The sequence below is a fragment of the Marinomonas sp. KMM3893 genome, assembly GCF_004352855.1.
GTDB classification, from domain to species: Bacteria; Pseudomonadota; Gammaproteobacteria; order Pseudomonadales; family Marinomonadaceae; genus Marinomonas; species Marinomonas arenicola.
Genome location: NZ_SJSC01000002.1, coordinates 197,030 through 217,779, shown reverse-complemented (window position 1 = coordinate 217,779; position 20,750 = coordinate 197,030). Strand labels below are relative to the sequence as shown.

Annotated in this window: 17 protein-coding genes; 5 read left to right on the top strand and 12 right to left on the bottom strand. The window is 46.2% G+C overall.

Annotation, left to right across the window (positions count from 1 at the left end; genetic code table 11):
* Positions 1-149: 149 nt before the first annotated feature.
* From cyoE to E0D71_RS05415, 6 genes are all read right to left on the bottom strand, one after another.
* On the bottom strand, positions 150-1,040 hold the full coding sequence (gene cyoE, locus E0D71_RS05440; protein WP_133002306.1) for a heme o synthase: 891 nt from the start codon (positions 1,038-1,040) through the stop codon (positions 150-152).
* A gap of 57 nt (positions 1,041-1,097) precedes the next feature.
* Positions 1,098-1,418, bottom strand: a complete 321-nt coding sequence (gene cyoD / locus E0D71_RS05435) for a cytochrome o ubiquinol oxidase subunit IV (RefSeq protein WP_133002305.1) — start codon at positions 1,416-1,418, stop codon at positions 1,098-1,100.
* The gene (gene cyoC / locus E0D71_RS05430; RefSeq protein WP_133002304.1) at positions 1,418-2,029 is read right to left on the bottom strand and encodes a cytochrome o ubiquinol oxidase subunit III; all 612 of its coding nucleotides are present in this window, start codon (positions 2,027-2,029) and stop codon (positions 1,418-1,420) included. The genes cyoD and cyoC overlap by 1 nt, the downstream gene beginning before the upstream one ends.
* Positions 2,030-2,031: 2 nt before the next feature.
* The gene (gene cyoB, locus E0D71_RS05425; protein WP_133002303.1) at positions 2,032-4,011 is read right to left on the bottom strand and encodes a cytochrome o ubiquinol oxidase subunit I; all 1,980 of its coding nucleotides are present in this window, start codon (positions 4,009-4,011) and stop codon (positions 2,032-2,034) included.
* Positions 4,011-5,042: a ubiquinol oxidase subunit II gene (cyoA, locus tag E0D71_RS05420; RefSeq protein ID WP_133002302.1), complete on the bottom strand. Its 1,032-nt coding sequence runs from the start codon at positions 5,040-5,042 to the stop codon at positions 4,011-4,013. Before cyoA ends, cyoB begins: the two co-directional genes overlap by 1 nt.
* 773 nt (positions 5,043-5,815) lie before the next feature.
* Positions 5,816-7,324 (bottom strand): PLP-dependent aminotransferase family protein, encoded by a 1,509-nt coding sequence (locus E0D71_RS05415; protein ID WP_133002301.1) that lies wholly within the window; start codon positions 7,322-7,324, stop codon positions 5,816-5,818.
* Positions 7,325-7,429: 105 nt separating this feature from the next.
* On the opposite strand from E0D71_RS05415, the gene E0D71_RS05410 reads away from it, so the two are divergent.
* On the top strand, positions 7,430-8,077 hold the full coding sequence (locus E0D71_RS05410; RefSeq protein WP_133002300.1) for a pyridoxamine 5'-phosphate oxidase family protein: 648 nt from the start codon (positions 7,430-7,432) through the stop codon (positions 8,075-8,077).
* A 108-nt stretch (positions 8,078-8,185) separates the two neighbouring features.
* Here E0D71_RS05410 and E0D71_RS05405 read toward each other — a convergent pair whose 3' ends face one another.
* The gene (locus E0D71_RS05405; protein ID WP_133002299.1) at positions 8,186-11,050 is read right to left on the bottom strand and encodes an FAD-binding and (Fe-S)-binding domain-containing protein; all 2,865 of its coding nucleotides are present in this window, start codon (positions 11,048-11,050) and stop codon (positions 8,186-8,188) included.
* A 306-nt stretch (positions 11,051-11,356) separates the two neighbouring features.
* Here E0D71_RS05405 and E0D71_RS05400 point away from each other — a divergent pair, with 306 nt between their 5' ends.
* Positions 11,357-12,133: an FCD domain-containing protein gene (locus tag E0D71_RS05400; protein WP_133002298.1), complete on the top strand. Its 777-nt coding sequence runs from the start codon at positions 11,357-11,359 to the stop codon at positions 12,131-12,133.
* A gap of 108 nt (positions 12,134-12,241) precedes the next feature.
* Here the strand turns inward: E0D71_RS05400 and E0D71_RS05395 are convergent, their stop codons facing one another.
* Complete coding sequence (locus tag E0D71_RS05395; protein WP_347876366.1) at positions 12,242-13,702, bottom strand: MATE family efflux transporter; 1,461 nt, start codon at positions 13,700-13,702, stop codon at positions 12,242-12,244.
* Between the two features lie 253 nt (positions 13,703-13,955).
* On the opposite strand from E0D71_RS05395, the gene E0D71_RS05390 reads away from it, so the two are divergent.
* The gene (locus E0D71_RS05390) at positions 13,956-14,159 is read left to right on the top strand and encodes a hypothetical protein (RefSeq protein ID WP_133002297.1); all 204 of its coding nucleotides are present in this window, start codon (positions 13,956-13,958) and stop codon (positions 14,157-14,159) included.
* On the top strand, positions 14,160-14,594 hold the full coding sequence (locus tag E0D71_RS05385) for a group II truncated hemoglobin (protein ID WP_133002296.1): 435 nt from the start codon (positions 14,160-14,162) through the stop codon (positions 14,592-14,594). It abuts the gene before it with no gap.
* On the opposite strand, the gene norR is transcribed toward E0D71_RS05385, so the two are convergent.
* Entirely contained in the window at positions 14,591-16,177 is a 1,587-nt protein-coding gene (gene norR, locus E0D71_RS05380; RefSeq protein WP_133002295.1) for a nitric oxide reductase transcriptional regulator NorR, read from the bottom strand. The genes E0D71_RS05385 and norR overlap by 4 nt on opposite strands.
* Positions 16,178-16,386: 209 nt before the next feature.
* Between norR and hmpA the strand changes: the two genes are divergently transcribed.
* A complete protein-coding gene (hmpA, locus tag E0D71_RS05375; RefSeq protein WP_133002294.1) occupies positions 16,387-17,580 on the top strand; it encodes an NO-inducible flavohemoprotein in 1,194 nt (397 codons plus the stop codon).
* A 70-nt stretch (positions 17,581-17,650) separates the two neighbouring features.
* Here hmpA and E0D71_RS05370 read toward each other — a convergent pair whose 3' ends face one another.
* The 3 genes from E0D71_RS05370 to hemF all read right to left on the bottom strand — a co-directional run bounded on the left by E0D71_RS05370 (position 17,651) and on the right by hemF (position 20,633).
* On the bottom strand, positions 17,651-18,814 hold the full coding sequence (locus E0D71_RS05370) for a GNAT family N-acetyltransferase (RefSeq protein WP_133002293.1): 1,164 nt from the start codon (positions 18,812-18,814) through the stop codon (positions 17,651-17,653).
* A 2-nt stretch (positions 18,815-18,816) separates the two neighbouring features.
* The gene (gene aroE / locus E0D71_RS05365) at positions 18,817-19,623 is read right to left on the bottom strand and encodes a shikimate dehydrogenase (protein WP_133002292.1); all 807 of its coding nucleotides are present in this window, start codon (positions 19,621-19,623) and stop codon (positions 18,817-18,819) included.
* A 68-nt stretch (positions 19,624-19,691) separates the two neighbouring features.
* Positions 19,692-20,633 (bottom strand): oxygen-dependent coproporphyrinogen oxidase, encoded by a 942-nt coding sequence (hemF, locus tag E0D71_RS05360; RefSeq protein WP_133002291.1) that lies wholly within the window; start codon positions 20,631-20,633, stop codon positions 19,692-19,694.
* Positions 20,634-20,750 lie beyond the last annotated feature (117 nt).

Here is a 20,750-nt window from a genome sequence, read left to right as displayed (position 1 = left end):
AGATACAGCGCTATTGTTTATCATAACAGGGCGCAGAGTCCTACTTCTGGACAAGGTGGGGCATGAAAACACTAGGCAATAAAAAACGGGCTAGAAGCCCGTTTTTATAAAGACATTGCTGATAGAAACATCCGCAATAAGAACAAAGATTAGTGCGCTGAGGCGAAGACCAAAAGATCCGCAGGCGTTTTAAAGTCTATCGCCATGGTGACGCTTAACGCAGTCACTGTGATGATAGAAAAGAAAAACACTTGGCGAGCCCAACCGTTCACATCAATGTCCTTACGGTAACCTCGTAGCGCCATCGCTAGCCACCAAAGGCTGGTTGCCAATGCTACGACCATAAAACCAACACCCACATAACCGGTTAACGGCAGCAGTGCAGTCACAATCGCAAACGCGGCTATGTGTAACACGATATGGCGTTTCGCTTTGGTAATACCTTCAGCAACAGGAAGCACTGGGATGTTGGCAGCGGCGTAATCTTTGTAACGAAAAATGGCAATGGCATAAGAATGCGGCATTTGCCAAATACAAAACATCAAAAGAAGAATCGCAGCGCCGGCATCAAATTGACCTGCAGCAGCACAGTACCCAACAACAGGTGGTACCGCGCCAGATAAGCTACCAATCGCCGTTCCGTATACGGATTTGCGCTTAAAGTACATGGTGTATAGGCCAACATATACAAAGTAGCCAAATCCTGCGAAGGAAACAGCAACCCAGTTAGTGAAGTAAACCAATAAGGCCATACCCACTAGACCTAACACAACACCATGGAAAAAAGCGGCTTTACCAGACATTTCACCCGTGACCGTTACTCGGTTACGTGTGCGTTGCATTTTTGCATCTATGTCTCTGTCTACATAGTTGTTAATGGCACAGCCAGAAGCAACAACTAACGACAAGCCAATGACTGTCGCTAGCATAAGAATCCAGTCGATCTCGCCGCGAGAGGCTAATAAGAAGCCTCCCGCAACTGAGATGAGGTTGCCCATAATGATGCCCGGTTTAGTCACCTGTAGGTAACGCTTAAACATCTTTATAGACTCCCATCGACGCGGCTTTTACTCCGCATATTCATCAAATTATTCTGCTTACATCATCATTGCATTGGATGCGTAGATAATCCATACGGATAACGCGACAACCATTACAATAATTACAGCAGCGAATATGAAAGAATAAGTGTCCAACTTGCCTTGGTCAGAGAAGTTCAAGTGAAGGAAGTACTTCAAGTGAACAAAAATTTGAACAATGGCTAACAATATAATTGTTATGTAAGTAGGACCTTTATCAAACGTTTCCGTCATTACCATCCAGAATGGAATGGCTGTCAGAATAACTGACAGCACAAAACCTGTTAGGTAAGACTTAACGCTACCGTGTGTATTTGCTTCAGAAGAATGACCGCTCATTAGATCGCTCCCATCAGATAAACAACGGTGAAAACACAAATCCAGACAACGTCTAGGAAGTGCCAGAACAAGCTTAAGCAGCTTAAGCGCGTTACTGTGCGACTACCAAATCCAGAAACCACCAATTCAATCATTAGAATTGCCATCCAGATCAAACCTGCTGTTACGTGCAAGCCGTGCGTGCCAACAAGGGCAAAGAAGGCTGACAAGAAAGCGCTGGTTTGAGGACCATTGCCATTGACGATTAAGTGATGGAATTCATAGATTTCCATTGCGATGAAGATGCCACCCAAAATAAACGTAACCAACAACCAGCTAAGGGTTCCTGATTTGTTTTTATTGTGTGCGCAAATCATTGCGAAACCGTAAGTGATACTTGAAACAAGTAGCGCTGCAGTTTCGTAGGCAACGAAGTCTAATTCGAAAATATCTTTACCTGATACACCACCGGCTGTGTTCATGAAGAGCACAGCGTAGGTAGCGAAGACGGATGCGAATAACAAACAGTCCGTCATTAGGTATAACCAAAAACCAAACACATTATGTGGTGCTGGATCGTGATCGTGATGCTCATCGTGAGCGTCATGCGTATTCAAATGTGTAGTGCTCATGATTACCCCTTAGCCACGCTATCTAGATGCGCTTTCTCAATACGAGCTACTTCATCTGGTTGAACGTAGTAATCAACGTCTTTGGTGTAAGCACGAACGACAAGAGATACAAACGCACTGAACAAGCCAAGCGCAGCCAACCACCAAATGTGCCAGATTAAGGCAAAGCCCATCACTGTAATACAACCAGAGATTAAGATACCTGCTGCTGTGTTCTTCGGCATATGAATCGCTTCATAGCTTTCGTGACGAACATAAGCTTCACCTTTCTCTTTCATATCGGTGAATGCATCGATATCAGAGACCGTTGGGATCTTAGCGAAGTTGTAGTACTGCGGTGGAGAGGATGTAGACCACTCAAGAGTATGACCATTCCATGGATCACCAGTCGTGTCCAAGTTGTCCTTACGGTCACGGAAACCAACATACAATTGTAGCAATTGGCAAATAATGCCGGCCATGATGATAAACGCACCCACCAAAGCAATGTACAACCAGATGTTCCAATCAGGGTTATTAGTATGATTCAAACGACGAGTCATTCCTAAGAAACCTAGAACATACAAAGGCATGAAGGCCATGAAGAAACCGACTAACCAGCACCAGAATGCCGCTTTACCCAACTTAACGTTAAGGTGGAAGCCCATTGCTTTAGGGAACCAGAAAGCAAAACCTGCAAGATAACCAAATACCGCACCACCAATGATGGTGTTATGGAAATGGGCAATCAAGAACAAGCTGTTGTGCAATACATAGTCAGCGCCAGGTACCGCAAGAAGTACACCTGTCATACCACCGATGGTGAATGTCACCATGAAACCAAGCGTCCAAAGAACCGGAACGGTAACGCGAAGGCGACCGCGGTACATAGTGAACAACCAGTTAAACAGTTTCACACCCGTCGGTACCGCAATGACCATAGTCATTACACCGAAGAAGGCGTTAACGTTGGCACTGGAACCCATGGTAAAGAAGTGGTGCAACCATACGATAAAACCAAGAATGGAAATCGATGCAGTCGCCCAAACCATAGATTTGTAACCGAACAAACGCTTACCAGTAAAGGTAGAGACGATTTCAGAGAAGATACCAAATGCTGGAAGTACAAGGATGTACACCTCAGGGTGACCCCATGCCCAGAACAAGTTGATATACATCATTGAGTTACCGCCGCCATCATTCGTGAAGAAGTGGAAGTCTAGGTAACGGTCAAGCGTTAGCATTGCCAATACAGCAGTCAAAATTGGGAAAGAAGCAGCGATCAAGATGTTGGCCCAAGTACAGGTCCAAGTGAAGATCGGCATATCCATCAATTTCATGCCTGGAGCACGCATTTTGAACACAGTTGCCAAGAAGTTAACGGCCGTTAAGGTCGTTCCTATCCCGGATATCTGCAGCGCCCATATATAATAATCAACCCCGACGTCCGGACTGAACTGCAACCCGGCCAATGGCGGATACGCCACCCAACCTGTTTTTGCAAACTCACCGACGAAAAGAGAGATGTTGATTAGAATCGCACCACCAGCCGTTAGCCAGAAGCTAAGGTTGTTTAGGAACGGGAAGGCTACGTCACGAGCACCAATCTGTAGCGGTACAACAATGTTCATCAGACCGATCATAAATGGCATTGCCATAAAGATGATCATGATAACACCATGCGCCGTAAAGACTTGGTCGTAGTGATGTGGCGGCAGGTAACCTGGGTCACCATTGGTCGCCAATGCTAACTGCAAACGCATCATGATGGCGTCCGAGAAACCTCGTAGCAGCATGACAAGCGCAAGTACGATGTACATTACACCAAGACGTTTGTGGTCAATAGACGTGATCCAGTCGCGCCATAGCACACCAAGCAAGTTGTACTTGATCAGCAAGTAAGCAAGAGCCAATGCACCAACAACAACGGCACTGAATGTTCCGACTAGAATTGGCTCATGGTATGGAATCGCGTCTAACGATAATTTACCTAGAATAGACATTACTTGTCTTCCTCCATGTGTTCAGGCGATTCATGGCTCATTTCACTATGATTCATGCTGCTATGGTCCATATCGCTATGATCCATGCTGCCTTTAATCATTTTAGAATCAAAAGATGTGCCTTTTAAAAGCTCAACTTTGCCGTGATCTTTCATGAATTTCATTACATTGTCATGGAAGATGCCAGGTTTGATTGAGTTATAGTACTGAACAGGAGTCGCTACATGTACATGATGTGGGTCGGTGTTATATTCAGCAAGTTTGTCATAAGATGCTTGATCCAAGATGGCGTGATTAATCACATCATCATGGGTACCCGCTTTCACACCTGCAACCCAAGCATCAAAGTCTGCTTCAGTTGGTGTTGCGATCGCATTAAACTTCATACCAGTGAAACCCGGGCCACTGTAGTTTGCAGAGATGCCTTTATAAGTACCAGGCTCATTTGCAATCAGGTGCAGCTTAGTCACCATGCCTGCCATTGAGTAAATTTGACTACCCAATTGAGGAATGAAGAACGAGTTCATAGTTCCTTCAGACGAAATCTTAAACGACACTGGAACATCGGTTGGGAAAACCAACTGGTTCACTGTCGCAATTCCCTGTTCTGGATAGATGAATAACCACTTCCAGTTCATAGAAACGACTTCTACCGTAATATGGTCTTTATCAGACTTTAACGGCTTATAAGGATCTAGTGCGTGTGTAGATTTCCAAGTAATTACGCCCAAGATTAGGACGATAATGATTGGAACAGTCCAACATACGACTTCGATTTTAGTGGAGTGGGACCATTTAGGTTCGTAGATCTCATCACGACCTTCGCGATATTTCCAAGCGAAATAAAGCGTCATGAAGATCACTGGGACCACAACAAGTAGCATTAAAACGGTTGATAAAATAATCAACTGTTTCTCGTCAACGCCAACTTGCCCTTTTGGATCAAGCACGCCACCTTGACAACCAGCAAGCAAGCCTACTGTGATAGCCAACGCGATTTTACTTAGGATACGAGTTAACAAAAGAATCATCCTCTAACCCTGAGGTTCACAACACTGCATCTTTACCATTAAAAATGCAGAACGAAAAATCCGGCCTAGACCGGGCATTTCAGCAAAGATGCTCCGCACACTGAAATCAGTATTACAAAGACCCCTACTTCATTAATGTATATTAACGAGGCAAGTGTCTTGTTGGATCACCTAAATCTGAAAAAGGGTGCTCTATTTCATCCTGTCGTGGGCCGTGCCTCAACACGAACCAACTGCTCTATTAAAGAGTCATCACGATTAATCAAGGAGGCCAATTTTTGGCGAGCTAGGTTGATATTTGCGTTTATGCGCCAATATCTAACCAATAAATAGGTAACGTTTGTGCTGATTAACAGCACCGACGTAAGAATAGGGGAGTTGAGAAGGTGCGCTTGCGTTGGAGGCATAAGAAAAGTCAAAACAGACAGCGCGCTAACGAAAAACGACAGGCACAACAAAACTGTCAACCATTTAGGTGACATTTGCTGAGAAAGTAGGGCTTTCTTATGCAAACTATTTTGTAGTGAGTTCAATTTCTCGTCCAAAATTATCAAGTAATAACCGCGTAATAACCGTGTTTTCTGTATTACACTCATTCTAGTGCGCGGAATATATCAAAAATTATACAATCGCACAAAGTCTAGTTTAGCCTTTGTCGGCATTCGCTTCACGGCCTTTTTATAAAAAAGCACCTTATTGATCATAACGAAGGCTTATGCTGACCATTCAACTTACGTTATAAAGAAGATTCCTGACGATTGTAAGACCAAGCGTCATTCATTGTGGTCTAAAAACCATTTTTTTAGCACATTAATGGACTGGCGCATTGTTGCAATTGATGATCCACTAAAACCTAGAACAAAGCCTTGGCGTTGATAACTAATTGAAAAATGTCGCGTTAGTGGTGATAAAACAACCCCTTCCTTTACTAAATCCTGCGCAATTTCTCTGTCCCATTTAATATCTTCTCTTGCCTGTAACCAGTCTGGTTTTATTTCCAACAAAATGTGCATCCCTCCTTGCGGCTTTTGCCACTCACACCACAAAGCCAGTTGCTCAGTTAATATTGTCAGCAATGCGTCGCGCTTTAGTCGGTAATGCCGACGCATCCGATTAATATGTCGATCAAACCCTCCGCGGTGCATGAAGTCCGCAACCGCTGGCTGGATCGGCAAAGAGGCAGAAAAGCCTATCGTGCGCTGACTTTCATTAAGCTGTGCTATATGAACCTGTGGCGACACGATAAAGCCTAATCGTAGGCCACGGAAAAGCACCTTAGAAAAACTGCCAATAAAGAAGGTGCGATCAATGGCGTCTTTATGCAAAGAGGCCGTTTGCATAAAAGGCACATCGACTCGACCTTGGTAGACAAACTCGTTGTCATAATCGTCTTCAATCAACCACCAATTCTGCGTTCTGGATTGCAGGCGCTGTAACCATTGTTGGCGACGTAAGGAGCTCATGCTTATCCCTAGCGGATACTGCCTATTCGGGGTCAACAGCGCCACATTCGTGACCTGCTGCGTCACGTCTTTTGTCGGCACCAACAAGGCGCCTTCGTCATCGACTGGAATAAAAGAAAGCGGCCCTTGCTGCGACAGAACTTCTCGTATCGGCGGATAAGTAGGATCTTCGGCCCACCAAGCTATCTTTCCTAGAGCAGACTCACCGACGGAAGAGTCAAGAGAGTCGGGGGGGAGCGCCAAACAAGACAGGGCATGATGCAACAACATCAAGCTGTCTCGGCTTCCTGCTGTCACGATAATTTGCTCGGGTACACAGCTTAATCCGCGAACGCGGTAAAGGTAATCAACAATGGCGACTTTCAGCTCGGGTAACCCAGTATGATACTGTCCTTGCAGCACCGCAGGGTCTGGCGCCAACCAACTACGACGCATGCTGGCCGCCCACTCTTTATTCGGGAAGACATCCACATCCACCCCAGAATCAAACGTCCATTGCGGCGCAGGCTCTGCTGGCGGTACCACAATCTTGTCCTCTTCTCGCTTCGCCTGCCTGACAATAGGCTGGGCAGCCACAAAGACACCGCGTTTTTCCTCGCTTAACAAAATGCCTTCCGCGACCAAATGTTCGTACGCTTTGGAGGTGGTACTTCGAGAAACACCTAAGGTAATGGCGAGCGCCCGTGACGATGGCAATTTATCACCAACCGATAACTCACCCGAGACAATGCCTTGCTGGATCTGGGTCATCAGTTGCTGATAATAGGCGGCGCCGCCTTCATCCAAAGAAAAGCGCAAACTGGCAATGGCGTGCTTCATATCTGGCCTGCTTATTTATCTATATTCTGGCTATTTTTATAAATACCAGATCACTCTAGAGTCTTGTTATAGCCAGTCACTTAACAAGACACAAGAAGAGAAATCATGCCCCAGACTTTAGAAACGCCACTTAGCAAAGTAAAACGCGGCCCGAACAGAGCACAGTACGACCCAGAGACCGCCTTTCGCATCATTGATGACACACTAATGTGCCATGTGGGACAGAGTAAAAATGGACAAGTCTTTGTCACGCCAACCTGCCATTGGCGTGAAGGGGAGTATTTTTATTGGCATGGTCATGCCAAGGCAAGAAACATCAAGGCGCCGATCGATGATGCAGAGAAAGTCTGCATTAATATTTGCCAGCTAGATGGCTTAGTGATGGCGCGCTCAGCCATGCACCATTCCGTCAATTACCGTTCAGTAACCTTGTTTGGCGTTCCTGAATTAATTGAAAACACGGATGAAAAGGTCCGTCAGTTTAAGATCTTTGTCGATAAAGTCAGCCCTGGTCGTTGGGAGACATTAAGACCGATCAATGACATTGAAATCAAAGCGACAGGCTTATTAAGAATCAAAATAGAAGAAGCATCGATCAAGATGAGAGCGGAGCCGCCCGTCGATGATCCCGAAGACAAGGATTGGCCTGTTTGGGCTGGCGTTATTCCACTGCATCAGCAATGGGGGCCAGCAGAGCAAGACCCGATACAACAAGCGTCATTTGCGCTGCCCACGAACCCGAACGCATTCTAAATAAACCCGCATAAAGATAAGTGGTTATTGATATAGCCACTTATCTTTATAAAAAGTATCCGCTGCAGACACCCATGGGCAGCTACGCTCGATATCGCGAGCAATCCGTTACTGGCAAGGCTGACTCAACTCATCAACTAGATAGACAATCGACTGATAATCCAACCCGCTGTGCTCACTTAAACCAATTTCACACGTCCGGCTATTCGAGTAACCAGCGTCACACCCTGCGACCGCTTTAGATAACGTTTTTAAGGCACTTGCATTCAGTTCAGGGGTTGAGAATCCCTTGTCACCAGCGAAACCACAACACGTAATATCAGCAGGAATCACCACTTCGTCCGCAAGTTGATGCGCTAACGCGACAAAACTATCCGCTAAGCCCATACGAGTAGTACTGCAGGTAACGTGCACCGCAATACGCGCTGACTTTTTGCTGATCTGCAAATGTGGCAAAGCAAACTCATTGATAAATGACACCTGCTCGTACAGCTTCAGTTTCTCGTCCAAGGTTTCTTTCATACGCAGCAAACAAGGGCTGGTATCGCAGACAATTGGGTAGCGACCATTCTCACTGGCGGCTAATAACGATGTATTGAGATCGTTCGCTTTCTGCTCCGCGACAGCGAACTGCCCTTTGCTCTGAAAAGCCAAACCACAGCAGCTACTTTCTACGCCGTCGGGAATAATCACGCGATATCCTGACTTTTTCAGCACACTCAACATCACTTCCATAACAGGGCGCTGATCTTTAGACTCAGGGCCACTGCCCATTACTCGAGTCGCACAGCTGGGTAAATACACAACCGTAAGTTGGTCACTCTGAGTCACGCTACAATCATTGTTTTCAAGCAAGGTTTTCAGTGGGATTGACGCCTTCGGCATCGTCGACCGCCATTTTGGGACCACGCCGCCCGAGACGGCATTCGCAACCCCTGTGATGGCTTTCATACCACCGTCACCAACGACTCGTTTCATAGTCGCAGCAGAAGCCAGTCCAAAGCGCGCGGTTTTAGTCACCCCTTCAAAATGATCACCGATCCAATAGCCGACTTTATTATCTGGATGACGATCGTGTCGTAATTCTCGCGTTAAATCGCCGGTATTAATACCAACTGGGCACTGCATAGAACACAGCCCACAGCCAGCACAAGTATCAACACCTTGATAATCATAGTCTTTTTTCAATAGAGCTAAGCGTTCCGCTTGGTCGCCTGCCGCGCTGAGCCGTTGAATTTCACGCCATATCACGATGCGTTGACGAGGGGTCAAGGTCAGGGATTTAGAAGGGCAAGAGGATTCACAAAAACCACACTCAATGCAAGTATCCACCTTGTCATTGGCTTTGGGCAACGGCTTAAGATTTTGTACGTGCAAGTTCGCATTGTGGGTCAAAATAACATCTGGATTCAGCAGGCTATCGGGATCGAAAGCTCGCTTGATTTCCCACATGATGTCATACGCTTCTTGACCCCACTCTAGGGACACATAAGGCGCCATGTTTCGGCCAGTCCCATGTTCGGCTTTTAATGAACCTTGATATTTTACGGCCACCAACTGGGCAACTTCATCCATGAGTTTTTCATAACGAATCACTTCGGCTGGTGCATCAAAGCCTTGCGTAAACACAAAGTGCAAGTTGCCTTCTAAAGCATGACCAAACAAGATCGCCTCGTCATAACCATGTTTATGGAAGACGCCCTGCAGTTCCAAAACGCCTTCTGCTAATTGCTCAACAGGGAAGGCCACGTCTTCAATGATCACTGTGGTGCCAACAGGACGAACCGCGCCTACAGCGGGAAATAGCCCTTTGCGAATTTTCCAATAAGAATCGTAAATCGCTTTTTCTTGTGTGAATTCAATTGGGTTGATTGGTTCAGAGTGGCGAAGCGACGCAGAAACTTGTTCAAGATGACGTAACAACTCCTGTTGATCTGAGGCTCGTACATCAATCAATAAGCCTGCCGCTTTATCGCCCAGCGAAGAAAGCATGTCTGGCATACCGGGTTTGCCTTCGACCGCTCGTAATCCCGCTCGGTCAATCAGCTCAACAGCGGCCACTGGAGCACTTTTTAATGCGGTTACTGCACGGCATGTGACTCCCATGTCTTCAAAAAACAACATGGTGGCGGCTTTGACGGGGTGATCCACGACCGTTTGATAGGTCACTTCACTTAAGAAGCCTAATGTGCCCTCAGAACCAATCATTAGATGCAGCAAAATATCGAATGGATCTTGATAATCCACCAAGCTGTTTAGACTGTATCCCGTTGTATTCTTAAGACGGTATTTGTGTCTTATTTTATCCGCAAGCGCCGTATTACTGCGGGTTTTCTCACCCAATTCCGCTAAGGTTTCGAGTAAATGGGCATGGGTTTGGGCAAAGCTTGCTTTACTTGCCTCATCGGCGGTGTCGAGAAGCGTGCCGTCGGCCAATAAGATGCGAGCGCTTTGGATGGTGTTATAGCTGTTTTGCGCGGTACCGCAACACATGCCACTGGCATTATTCGCCGCTATCCCACCAATCATACACGCATTAATAGACGCTGGATCAGGGCCTATTTTACGCTGAAAAGGCGCCAATAATTGATTCGCACGAGCACCGATAACCCCTGGTTGCAACGAAATAATCTGCCCGTGTTGATGGATTCTATGACCTTTCCAATTATCCGAGAGTTGAATCAAGATGGATTCTGTTACCGCTTGACCAGACAGGCTAGTGCCCGCCGCGCGAAAGGTAACAGGAAGACTTCTCCGCTTCGCCTCTTTTAATACCAAACGAACTTCTGCTTCGTCATTAACACGGACCACTAATTGCGGAATCAAGCGATAGAAGCTGGCGTCTGTGCCGTACGCCAAGGTACGCAGCGGATCACGGATCAAACGGTCGTCATCAATGGTCTTTGTTAACTCTCGATACAAGTCTAAATAGAGAGGGTGGGTATTTTGTGAGGTTAATAATGGAGAAGTCATAACAATGCATCCCAAGGCGTATGAGGCCAACTTACTGTTATTATTTTGGTCATTTAAACGAATAAACAACTAGACAGAGATCGTACAAAATAATAAATTGGTAATACCAATTTACCTTGTAAAACTGAGCTACAATAAAAACCCTGCTAGCATTTGTCAACCTATACAATAGTAGAGAGTTAGCGGATTTTAGCGTCATTTAATATTGGTTTGACCACTTTTAATGTTATCAACAGATACGCATTCTCTCGGTCGCTCAGCATTGTCAAACAAGGCTTAACTTACTAAATGGAAGAAAGGCAGCTCATGGAAACCAATCGCTTTGCCCGCGTGAAACAACCTAAAATCTCAGACATTATTATGCAGCAGCTAGAAAGCATGATTTTGGAAGGCAGCTTTACACCGGGTCAAAAACTGCCCCCAGAGCGAGAGTTAGCGACGCGGTTTGAAGTGTCGCGTCCCTCGTTAAGAGAAGCGATTCAGAAATTGATTGCGCGCGGCATCCTCTACAGCCGACACGGTGGCGGCACTTACGTATCAGATCAAATAGGCAGCTCGTTTGCCGACCCTCTGCACGACTTACTCAGCGCTCATGACGAGTTTTTATACGATCAACTTGAGTTTCGAGATGCTCTAGAAAGTCTGTCTGCCTATTACGCAGCACACCGTAGTACCGATGCGGACAAAGCCCGATTAAGCCAATGTTTTCACCAATTAGAAAAAGCAAATCAGCAGCAAGATTTTGCCTTAGAAGCGAAACTAGACGCGGAATTTCATATGATTATCGCCGAATCTGCGCATAACGTCGTATTACTTCACACCTTGCGCAGTCTGTTTTCAATTCTAGCCAGCAGCATTTCGGCTAACTTAAAAAACCTCTTTGAAAAGAAGGCTGCGCGCAAGCTGATTATGGATCAACACCGAGCCATGTATGAGGCCATCATCGCTGGAAACGCCGAAAGCGCCCGCGACGCCGCGCATGCACATCTTGTTTTTGTGGAAGAAAATTTGCTCAAAATGCGCCAAGAAGAAACCCGTATTCAACGTTCACTCAGACGCAACGAAAGCCTCAGCCCACAATAAAATTAGGCTCAACAAATACTAGGCTCAACGCCTGCTAAACCGCTGAATTTAGCAGGCTTTCAATCCAGAAATAGGGTTGAGCCCGAAGGCCAGCCACGGCCAGATAAGCTAGTCGCTGACGGCCTTCGACTGATTACTAAACCAAACCCCGGTTTTCATATTTTGCCGATAGCACCAATACAAGGTGAGTCCACGGGCAACAAATAACAGCGCTTGGCTAAGCCACAAGCCATGATTCCCCAATCCTTGAGTCAAATACCAAGAAGGGAAAAAGACGCCGATAACACACACTATCATGGTGTTTTGCATCTGCTTTACACTGGTAGTGCCAACAAAAACACCATCCAGCATAAAAGACCAAATACCCAACAGAGGAAAAATAATAAGCCAAGGTAGGTACAGAGCAGCATCGTCTCTAACTGACTGAACACTGGTTAATAACCCTATGATTCCATTACCAAAAACCCAAAAAATAACCACAAGGATTAGCGCAGCAAGAAGCGCCCAATAGGTGGAAAGACGCAATACTTTTTGAAATGAGACTTTATCCTTGCGACCATAGTACTCACCGCAAAGCGCTTCAACAGAGAAGGCAAAGCCATCTAAGCCATTGGAAATAATCATTAAAAATGTCAGTAATACGGCATTGGCCGCCAACACAGAATCCCCTTGGCGAGCGCCTTGCGCGGTAAAAAATAGCATCACCAGCAACAACAGAATCGTGCGCACAAACAGATAGCGGTTTACCCGAATCAACGCCATGTATTCACGCCATTTTGCCAACGCTTTAAGTGGCACATGACCGCTGAAACCTTTTAGCTTATGCCACGCAATTACCCCAGCCACAGTCACGCCAATATAATGCGCAAAAACAGTTGCCCAAGCGACGCCATCACTGGCCATACCTAAGCCATAGACGGCAATATAATCCAACACCATATTGGCCAGATTAATGATCAATAACATCCACAGTGGGCCTTTGGAATACTGCACCCCAAAGAACCACCCCATTAAGGCGTACCCTGCTAGTACCGCCGGGGCGCTAAAAATTCTCGCCTCACAATATAAACGAGCCCAAGGTTCTACGTCGGCACTCGGTGCCATCAGGGTGATGGCCAAGTCAATAATAGGGTGACGGAAAAGAATCAGCATTAAGCCAATGAATACCCCCATCAAAATAGACTGCAACAAGAGCTCTCGTACACGCCGCTCATCGCCTTGGCCTAACGCTTGCGCCGTCAGCCCAGTTGACCCCATGCGCAAAAAGCCAAATGCCCAAAACAAAAAGCTAAAAATACTCGCGCCAATCGCCACCGCCCCTAGGTGAGTCGCGGTGCCTAAATGCCCAACAACCGCCGTATCCACAAGTCCTAATAATGGCGTTGTGATATTGGAGATCATAGGAGGCCAAGCCATACGCCAGATTTTCTGATGTAAGGCGGCATCGCTTTTATAAGAGTGGATAATCTGTTGAAAACTTAATAACGGCACCAGAATCACAACCTTGTGGATATTTTTGACATTGTGGATAAAAGTTTGCCCACATTGCATAGCGAATTTTATTTTCAATGTGGGTAATTTGCCTAGTTATACACAAATAGCCACTTTATAAGGGAAATAATGCCGTATTTTAACCGTGATCGGGGTCTTTGGGGGCATTTTTCTCTTATTTTTGGGAATAAGCCTATTTTACCCCCCAATAAGTTTTGTTTACTCATATTCGGTTTTTTATGGGATAAGTGATGCTTTTTTCCACAACTAGGACTACAACGCGGATAAATTTTGTTAAACTCGCGCTTATTTTTTATGCACCGGAGACACTATGAAAAAGCAACTTAGACCTTGGTTAGAAGGATTGGCCGTAGGTTGTGTGTTTATCAGCATCACCATGCTGTTTCAAATTCCACTGTATATGAGTTTTATTATTGGTGCTTTGGCCGCACTTGGCGGTTACCGCAATTCAATTAAGATGGATCGTGCTAAAAACGACAAAAAAACCGATAGCAGCACATCGGATTCAGAGTAAATGACAGATTCTTTTCGTCCACCTTATGGCGAAGGCGATGGAACATTGCAAGCCGTCGGTGGATTATCGGGGTTGCAAACATTGGTCGAAACCTTCTATCGACTAATGGAAAATACGCCAGAATTTCGGCCGTTATTCGACATGCACCCCAATAACATCGAGCTGACTATTGAAAAACTCGTGGCTTTCTTATCCGGTTGGATGGGAGGAGAACGTTTATTTTCGAAAAAATTTGGCCCCATTAGCCTACCGCAAGCCCATGCTCACTTGGTCGTCACCGAGAAGGAAAAGGCCATGTGGCTCAATTGCATGGAAGCGGCGTTAATCGAGCTAGGTTACCAAGACGAACTACGCGCTTATTTGCTTACTAAGCTTGAGTTTCCTGCAGAGCGGGTCCGTCAAGTCAGTGCTGCCCGCCATGGTCATAGCGACTAACTTTTTATTTCCTTTCCTACACTGATGCCTAAACGCTTGGCTAATCGTGTCAAATTGGCACGATCCATCGCTAAAGAGCGCGCGGCTTGCGACCAGTTTCCATGTGCTGCTTCCAGTGCATGGCGAATTCTATCCTTTTGATATCGCTCGGTTTCTAGTCGTAAGTCGATAGGTTCAAAGCCTGCTTCTTGAGGTGATTCAAGCGCGGTTTCTGTTTTTTGTACCTTTTCTTGATAAGAGTTATCAACCTGTAACCCAGTTAGATGCTGCGGCGTAATAATAGTGATGCCTGTGGGCGCATCCGCTTTAGCAAATAGGGCAGCCCGAGAAATAACATGCTCTAACTCTCGAACGTTTCCAGGCCAATGGTACGCTTCTAACAAGGAGATGGCGGCGGCCGACAACGTCAGCTGTTGAAGCCCGAGTTTGCGGCGAAAACTTTCGGCAAAAAAACCCGCTAATAGAGGAATGTCACCTTGCCGTTCTTTTAATGAAGGCACTTGAATAGGAAAAACACTAAGTCGATGAAAAAGGTCTGAGCGAAAACGATGCTCTGCCACTTCTTGCTCTAGTCGTCGGTTGGTCGCCGCGATAATACGAACGTCGACTTTGCGAATATCGTCCTTACCTACCGCTTGTATCTCTTGGTTTTGAATCGCTCTTAACAAACTGCCTTGAACTTCTAGTGGCAGCTCTCCAATCTCATCGAGAAAGAGGGTGCCTCCATCCGCTAAGACAAACTTGCCTTCGCGATCACGATCGGCGCCGGTGAACGCGCCTTTTACGTGTCCGAACAGCTCACTTTCAATCAAATTCTGCGGGATAGCGGCACAATTCACATACACCATGGGCAAATTGCTGCGATTGGAAGCATGATGCAAAGCGCGCGCGACCAGCTCTTTACCAACCCCGGTTTCACCTTCAATCAAAATGGCAAAATCAGAAGGAGCAACCAACTTAATCGCTTGATAAAGCGTTTTCATAACATCACTTTGACCGATCATTTCATGGCCATCGTTGACTCTTGACTGCTCGTTCATCGCTTGCAAAGCATGCTCTGCTCGTTGTGACTTTGCTTCTAGCTGCTCCATTAAAATCGCAGTATTCAACGTCATCGCCGCCATGGTGCCAATGATTTCAAGCGCTCGCGAATCAATATCATCAAACACATTCGGAGTAATGCTGTCTAACGTCACCACGCCAATCAAAGTGCCATCCAAGTACAAAGGCACACCCATGCAAGAATGCACCCGCAGATGCTCATCGTGACCAAGCACCATGCCATCGTAAGGATCGGGCAAAGCGGAATCAGCAGGAAATCGAACCGGATAATGACCCGCACAGATTTCACGCAAGCGTGGGTGCTCTGCAATGGTAAAACGACGCCCCATTAGGTCTTCCGACAACCCCCGTTGAGCTATCGGTGTCAACACACCATGATGATGTATCAATAGCACCACAGCATCACAATTAATCGTTGCTCGAACCGCATACACTAGCTGTTCAAATCGATTAGTCTGTGTGACTGCACTCGCCAAATCGAGGGCAAAGCTCAGCAAGGCATTGTTGGACACCTGATTCATTCTTTTTCCCTATCAACCCATTAATCTTGAGTCATTTTGACACAGAAGAAACTAAATGACCTATTTTTATTTAGGTCTAAATGACTCACTTTTAAAATACAAAATCGTAAAGCATTGAAATATATGAATTTATTTTATTGGCACGCCTTTCGCAATAGAAGGAGTAATTGATATTTAACGACGACATTTCAGTAGAAAGGAGCACCACAATGCTATCGCAGAAACACATAGATACAGTAAAAGCGACTATCCCATTACTCGCCTCTGCCGGACCAGCCATTACTGAGCATTTTTACAAACGTATGTTTAAACACAACCCAGAGCTAAACGATGTGTTTAACATGACCAACCAAAAAACAGGCCGCCAACCTGCTGCCTTGTTCAATGCGATTGCCGCTTACGCCACACATATCGACAACTTAGAAGTGCTCACAAGCGCCGTTATGCGCATTGCTCACAAACACACAAGTTTCAACATCCAACCAGACCAATACGACATTGTTGGTCATCACTTGATTGAGACCTTGCGTGAACTTGCTCCTGAAGCCTTCACTCAAGACGTAGAAGAAGCTTGGGTCGCCGCCTACGGTCAATTGGCTGAAATCTTCATCAAAGTGGAAGGCGATTTGTACGAGAAAAATGCCGCAGAAACCGGTGGCTGGAAAGATTTCCGTCAGTTCCGCGTGGCATCTAAAACCCCAGAGTCTGAATTGGTAACTAGCTTTGTGTTAGAGCCTGTCGATGGTAAAGCAGTGATCGATTACACACCAGGTCAGTACCTTGGCATTAAAGTTCACCCTAAAGGCAACCAGTACGAAGAGATTCGTCAGTATTCTTTGTCTACTACTGCCAACGGCAAAAGCTACCGCATTAGCGTTAAACGTGAAGGCAGCGATGATATGGCAGGCGTCATGTCTAACTACTTACACGATCACATCAATGTCGGCGACATTGTCGAAGCCATGCCACCAGCGGGTGATTTTATCTTCGAAGATAAAGCCAAACCTGTGGTATTGATTTCTGGAGGCGTTGGCTTAACCCCTATGCAAGCGATGTTGGATACCTTCGCGAAACAAGGTTACCGCCAACCAATTAGCTACTTACACGCTTGTGCTCACGAAGGTCAGCATTCGTTTAAAGCGCACGTAAACAGCGTTAAAGCGCAGCTGCCTCAACTGTCTGTTCATACTTGGTATGAGCGTGCTAAAGAAACAGAAGAGGGTGTGTACGAAGGCAATATGCAACTTGCAGACATCCAAGATGAACTGCCATTAAGCGAAGGGGATTTTTACCTTTGTGGTCCAGTGGGCTTTATGATGTTCGTGAAACAGCAATTGCTCACACTGGGCGTTGAAGCGGATCGAATTCATTACGAATTATTCGGCCCACATCAAGACGTTTAAGAGTGTGGTAGCAACCGCTTCTGCCCATTAGAAGCGGTTCAGCCTGAGCCGTGCAATGGCTATTTAGCCATTAGCAAGGCGCTTGTTTGAAAGGCAATAATGCGTGGGTATCTTGATGATACTCGCGCACCGCTTGCGCTTCTTCCTCACAAAAATTGCCAATCGCGTCACGAAATCCTTGGTGGGCAATGTAATGCACACTATGGCTAAAAACAGGTTCAAAACCACGGGCAATCTTGTGTTCCCCTTGTGTGCCAGGATCGAAATGCTGTAACCCTTTTTCAAGACAAAACTCAATGCCTTGGTAATAACAGGCTTCAAAATGCAAACAATCCACCTCTTCCATACAGCCCCAATAGCGACCATACAGCGAATGATTGTCAAAGAAACACCAAGAAGCAGCAATCGCTTCGCCTTCTCGGTACGCCTGCACTAATAGAATTTGTTCACCCATGGTGTCTGCCAACAGGTCAAAGAACTCTCTCGTTAGATAACCTTGCTGACCGCGCTTTGCATAGGTCGATTGGTAGCACAGGTAAAAGAAATCGATCTCAGCGGATGTCAGTTCATTGCCCAGTGTTCGCGTCAAGGTCACACCTTGTTGAACAACCTTATTACGCTCTTTGCGCGCCGCTTTACGTTTACGACTCGAGAAGTGTGAGAAATAGTCGTCCATGTCGCGATAATCACGATTAAACCAATGAAATTGACAGGAAATACGCTGTAATAGAGTTTTATCGTGACGAAATAAGTCAGCGTGTTCAGGTTTGGTAAACAGCAAATGCCAACTTGAAAAGTGGCGCTCTTGATTGGCTTCTGTCATTACTTTGGCGAGCGCTGGATACAGATTAGCAAACTCCGCATCCTCGCCATTTGGGTCCAAGTGAGAGAACAGACGAACCCCAGTAACCGGCGAAAAGGGAACCGCCCAAACGCGCTTAGGGTAATATTCCATGCCATAGCGCTGGTACGCATCGGCCCAAGCCCAGTCAAACACAAACTCACCTTGAGAATGGGTTTTCAGGTAGGTGGGCGCGATGGCCAAAGGCTGGTCATCGTCGTCTGACACCAGTAAGTATTCTGGATACCAACCAGTGCCATCACCAATGCTATTACTTTGCTCTAATGCTTGATGGAACGCATACTGCGCAAAGGGGTAACGGGTCTCTCCAATAGCAGCTTGCCAATTGGCTTCACCAATCTGATCAACGCGATTAAACCACTGCGCTTTCATCCTTAAGCTTCCATCTCCTGACGCATTTTGGTGACCAAAGAGCTGGTTTCAGGGCGAACTTGGCGCCATAAATAAAACGATTCTGCCGCTTGGCAAACCAACATTCCTAAACCATCGACGCCTTGTGCGCCATGCTGCTCAGCCCACGTCAGAAACAATGTGCGCTCTTTACTGTAAGCCATGTCGTAACACCAGGTGTTGGCGTCGATAATGCTGTCTTTTAATGGCGGTAAGCTGCCTGAAATACTGCTGGCTGAGCCATTGATAATCACATCAAACGTCCCCTCTAATGCCTCAAAGGAAGAAGCCAGACAGCCGTATTGTTCAGCCAGCGCTTCGGCTTTAGAAACGGTTCGATTCACTATGGTGACAGAGGCGGGGTTTTCGGCCAAAACAGGTTCGAGTACACCACGTACTGCACCGCCCGCTCCAATCACCAACACGCGTTTACCCTGTAAGGTTTGCCCATGGTTTTTGGTGATGTCGTTGACCATGCCAACACCGTCTGTGGTATCACCAAAGATGTCGCCATTTCTTCCCATCATTAGGGTATTAACCGCACCGGCTAGCTTGGCTCGTTTACTCAGCACATCACACATATCATAAGCACGACCTTTAAAAGGCATGGTGACATTTAACCCTTTGCCACCATTTTTAAAGAATTCTGTTACTTGCTCTTCAAAGCGCTCTTCGTCGCCTAACAGCGTCGAATAGTGTAAATCTTGCTGAGTGTTCTGCGCAAAATAGGTATGAATACTCGGCGATTTGCTGTGTGCTATAGGGTTACCAACAACTGCGTATAAATCCACGATCTAGCCTCTTTGTCTCAATATTGTTAGTCACTAGAAGATCATCTAGTAACGCTACTTTTTCGCGCTTAGCCGTTGAGCCAATCTTTGGAGGTCAAATAGTAATCGGTCAATTTGGCTTCTTCGCTGCCATGTTCAACTTGATAGTCATAGGTCCAACGAACTTCTGGCGGCAAAGACATTAAAATAGATTCTGTGCGTCCAGCGCCGCTTTGCAAACCAAAATGCGTACCTCGGTCAAACACCAAATTAAATTCCACGTAACGACCACGACGATGCAGCTGAAAATCGCGTTGCTGCTCCGTAAAAGGAAGCTCCTTACGACGCTCTAAAATTGGCATATAGGCCTTGCTATAAGCGTCACCCACTGCGCGCATCATACCAAAACCGTGCTCGAAGCTGCCTTCATTGAAGTCGTCATAAAACAGCCCACCTATGCCGCGCGGCTCGCCTCGGTGTTTAAGATAAAAGTACTCATCACACCACAATTTGAAGCGTTGGTAATAGCCTTCGCCAAATGGCTCTACCGCGTCAAAAGCCGCTTGGTGCCAAGCAATACAATCTTCATCAAAACCATAATAAGGCGTCAGATCAAAGCCACCGCCAAACCACCAAACTGGCTCCATGCCTTCTTTATGCACGATAAATAAACGCACATTAGCATGGGATGTTGGCGCCATTGGGTTTTTCGGATGAATCACCAAGGACACTCCCATGGCTTCAAAACTGCCACCGGCTAATTCCGGACGGTCTGCCGTAGCAGAAGGAGGGAGGTTATCCCCCATTACATGGGAAAAATTGACTCCGCCTTTTTCAATCACTTTTCCATCTGCAATCACGCGGGTTCGACCACCGCCGCCATTTGGACGATCCCAAGCATCTTCCGTAAAACGACGCTCTGGCTCAACGCCTTCTAAGGCATGACAAATCTGGTCTTGTAAAGAAAGCAGGTAGGTTTTAACCGCGTCTATATCAAGACGGGTTAGAGAAGTTTGTTTACTGTCTGACATGAGGAACTCCATCACGTTTGGTTCGGCCTACTACGCAATAACAGGCAATCGATGAGCCGCAGTTCATCATTGAAAGTGAAAGCATATGAAGCGGAGAAGCGGCGTTTCAACAAAGAA

Bases quoted from the DNA above. Each gene is read 5' to 3' on its own strand.
- cyoE (WP_133002306.1), bottom strand. From the start codon at position 1,040: ATGTTTAAGCGTTACCTACAGGTGACTAAACCGGGCATCATTATGGGC.
- cyoD (WP_133002305.1), bottom strand. From the start codon at position 1,418: ATGAGCGGTCATTCTTCTGAAGCAAATACACACGGTAGCGTTAAGTCT.
- cyoC (WP_133002304.1), bottom strand. From the start codon at position 2,029: ATGAGCACTACACATTTGAATACGCATGACGCTCACGATGAGCATCAC.
- cyoB (WP_133002303.1), bottom strand. From the start codon at position 4,011: ATGTCTATTCTAGGTAAATTATCGTTAGACGCGATTCCATACCATGAG.
- cyoA (WP_133002302.1), bottom strand. From the start codon at position 5,042: ATGATTCTTTTGTTAACTCGTATCCTAAGTAAAATCGCGTTGGCTATC.
- E0D71_RS05415 (WP_133002301.1), bottom strand. From the start codon at position 7,324: ATGAAGCACGCCATTGCCAGTTTGCGCTTTTCTTTGGATGAAGGCGGC.
- E0D71_RS05410 (WP_133002300.1), top strand. From the start codon at position 7,430: ATGCCCCAGACTTTAGAAACGCCACTTAGCAAAGTAAAACGCGGCCCG.
- E0D71_RS05405 (WP_133002299.1), bottom strand. From the start codon at position 11,050: ATGACTTCTCCATTATTAACCTCACAAAATACCCACCCTCTCTATTTA.
- E0D71_RS05400 (WP_133002298.1), top strand. From the start codon at position 11,357: ATGGAAACCAATCGCTTTGCCCGCGTGAAACAACCTAAAATCTCAGAC.
- E0D71_RS05390 (WP_133002297.1), top strand. From the start codon at position 13,956: ATGAAAAAGCAACTTAGACCTTGGTTAGAAGGATTGGCCGTAGGTTGT.
- E0D71_RS05385 (WP_133002296.1), top strand. From the start codon at position 14,160: ATGACAGATTCTTTTCGTCCACCTTATGGCGAAGGCGATGGAACATTG.
- norR (WP_133002295.1), bottom strand. From the start codon at position 16,177: ATGAATCAGGTGTCCAACAATGCCTTGCTGAGCTTTGCCCTCGATTTG.
- hmpA (WP_133002294.1), top strand. From the start codon at position 16,387: ATGCTATCGCAGAAACACATAGATACAGTAAAAGCGACTATCCCATTA.
- E0D71_RS05370 (WP_133002293.1), bottom strand. From the start codon at position 18,814: ATGAAAGCGCAGTGGTTTAATCGCGTTGATCAGATTGGTGAAGCCAAT.
- hemF (WP_133002291.1), bottom strand. From the start codon at position 20,633: ATGTCAGACAGTAAACAAACTTCTCTAACCCGTCTTGATATAGACGCG.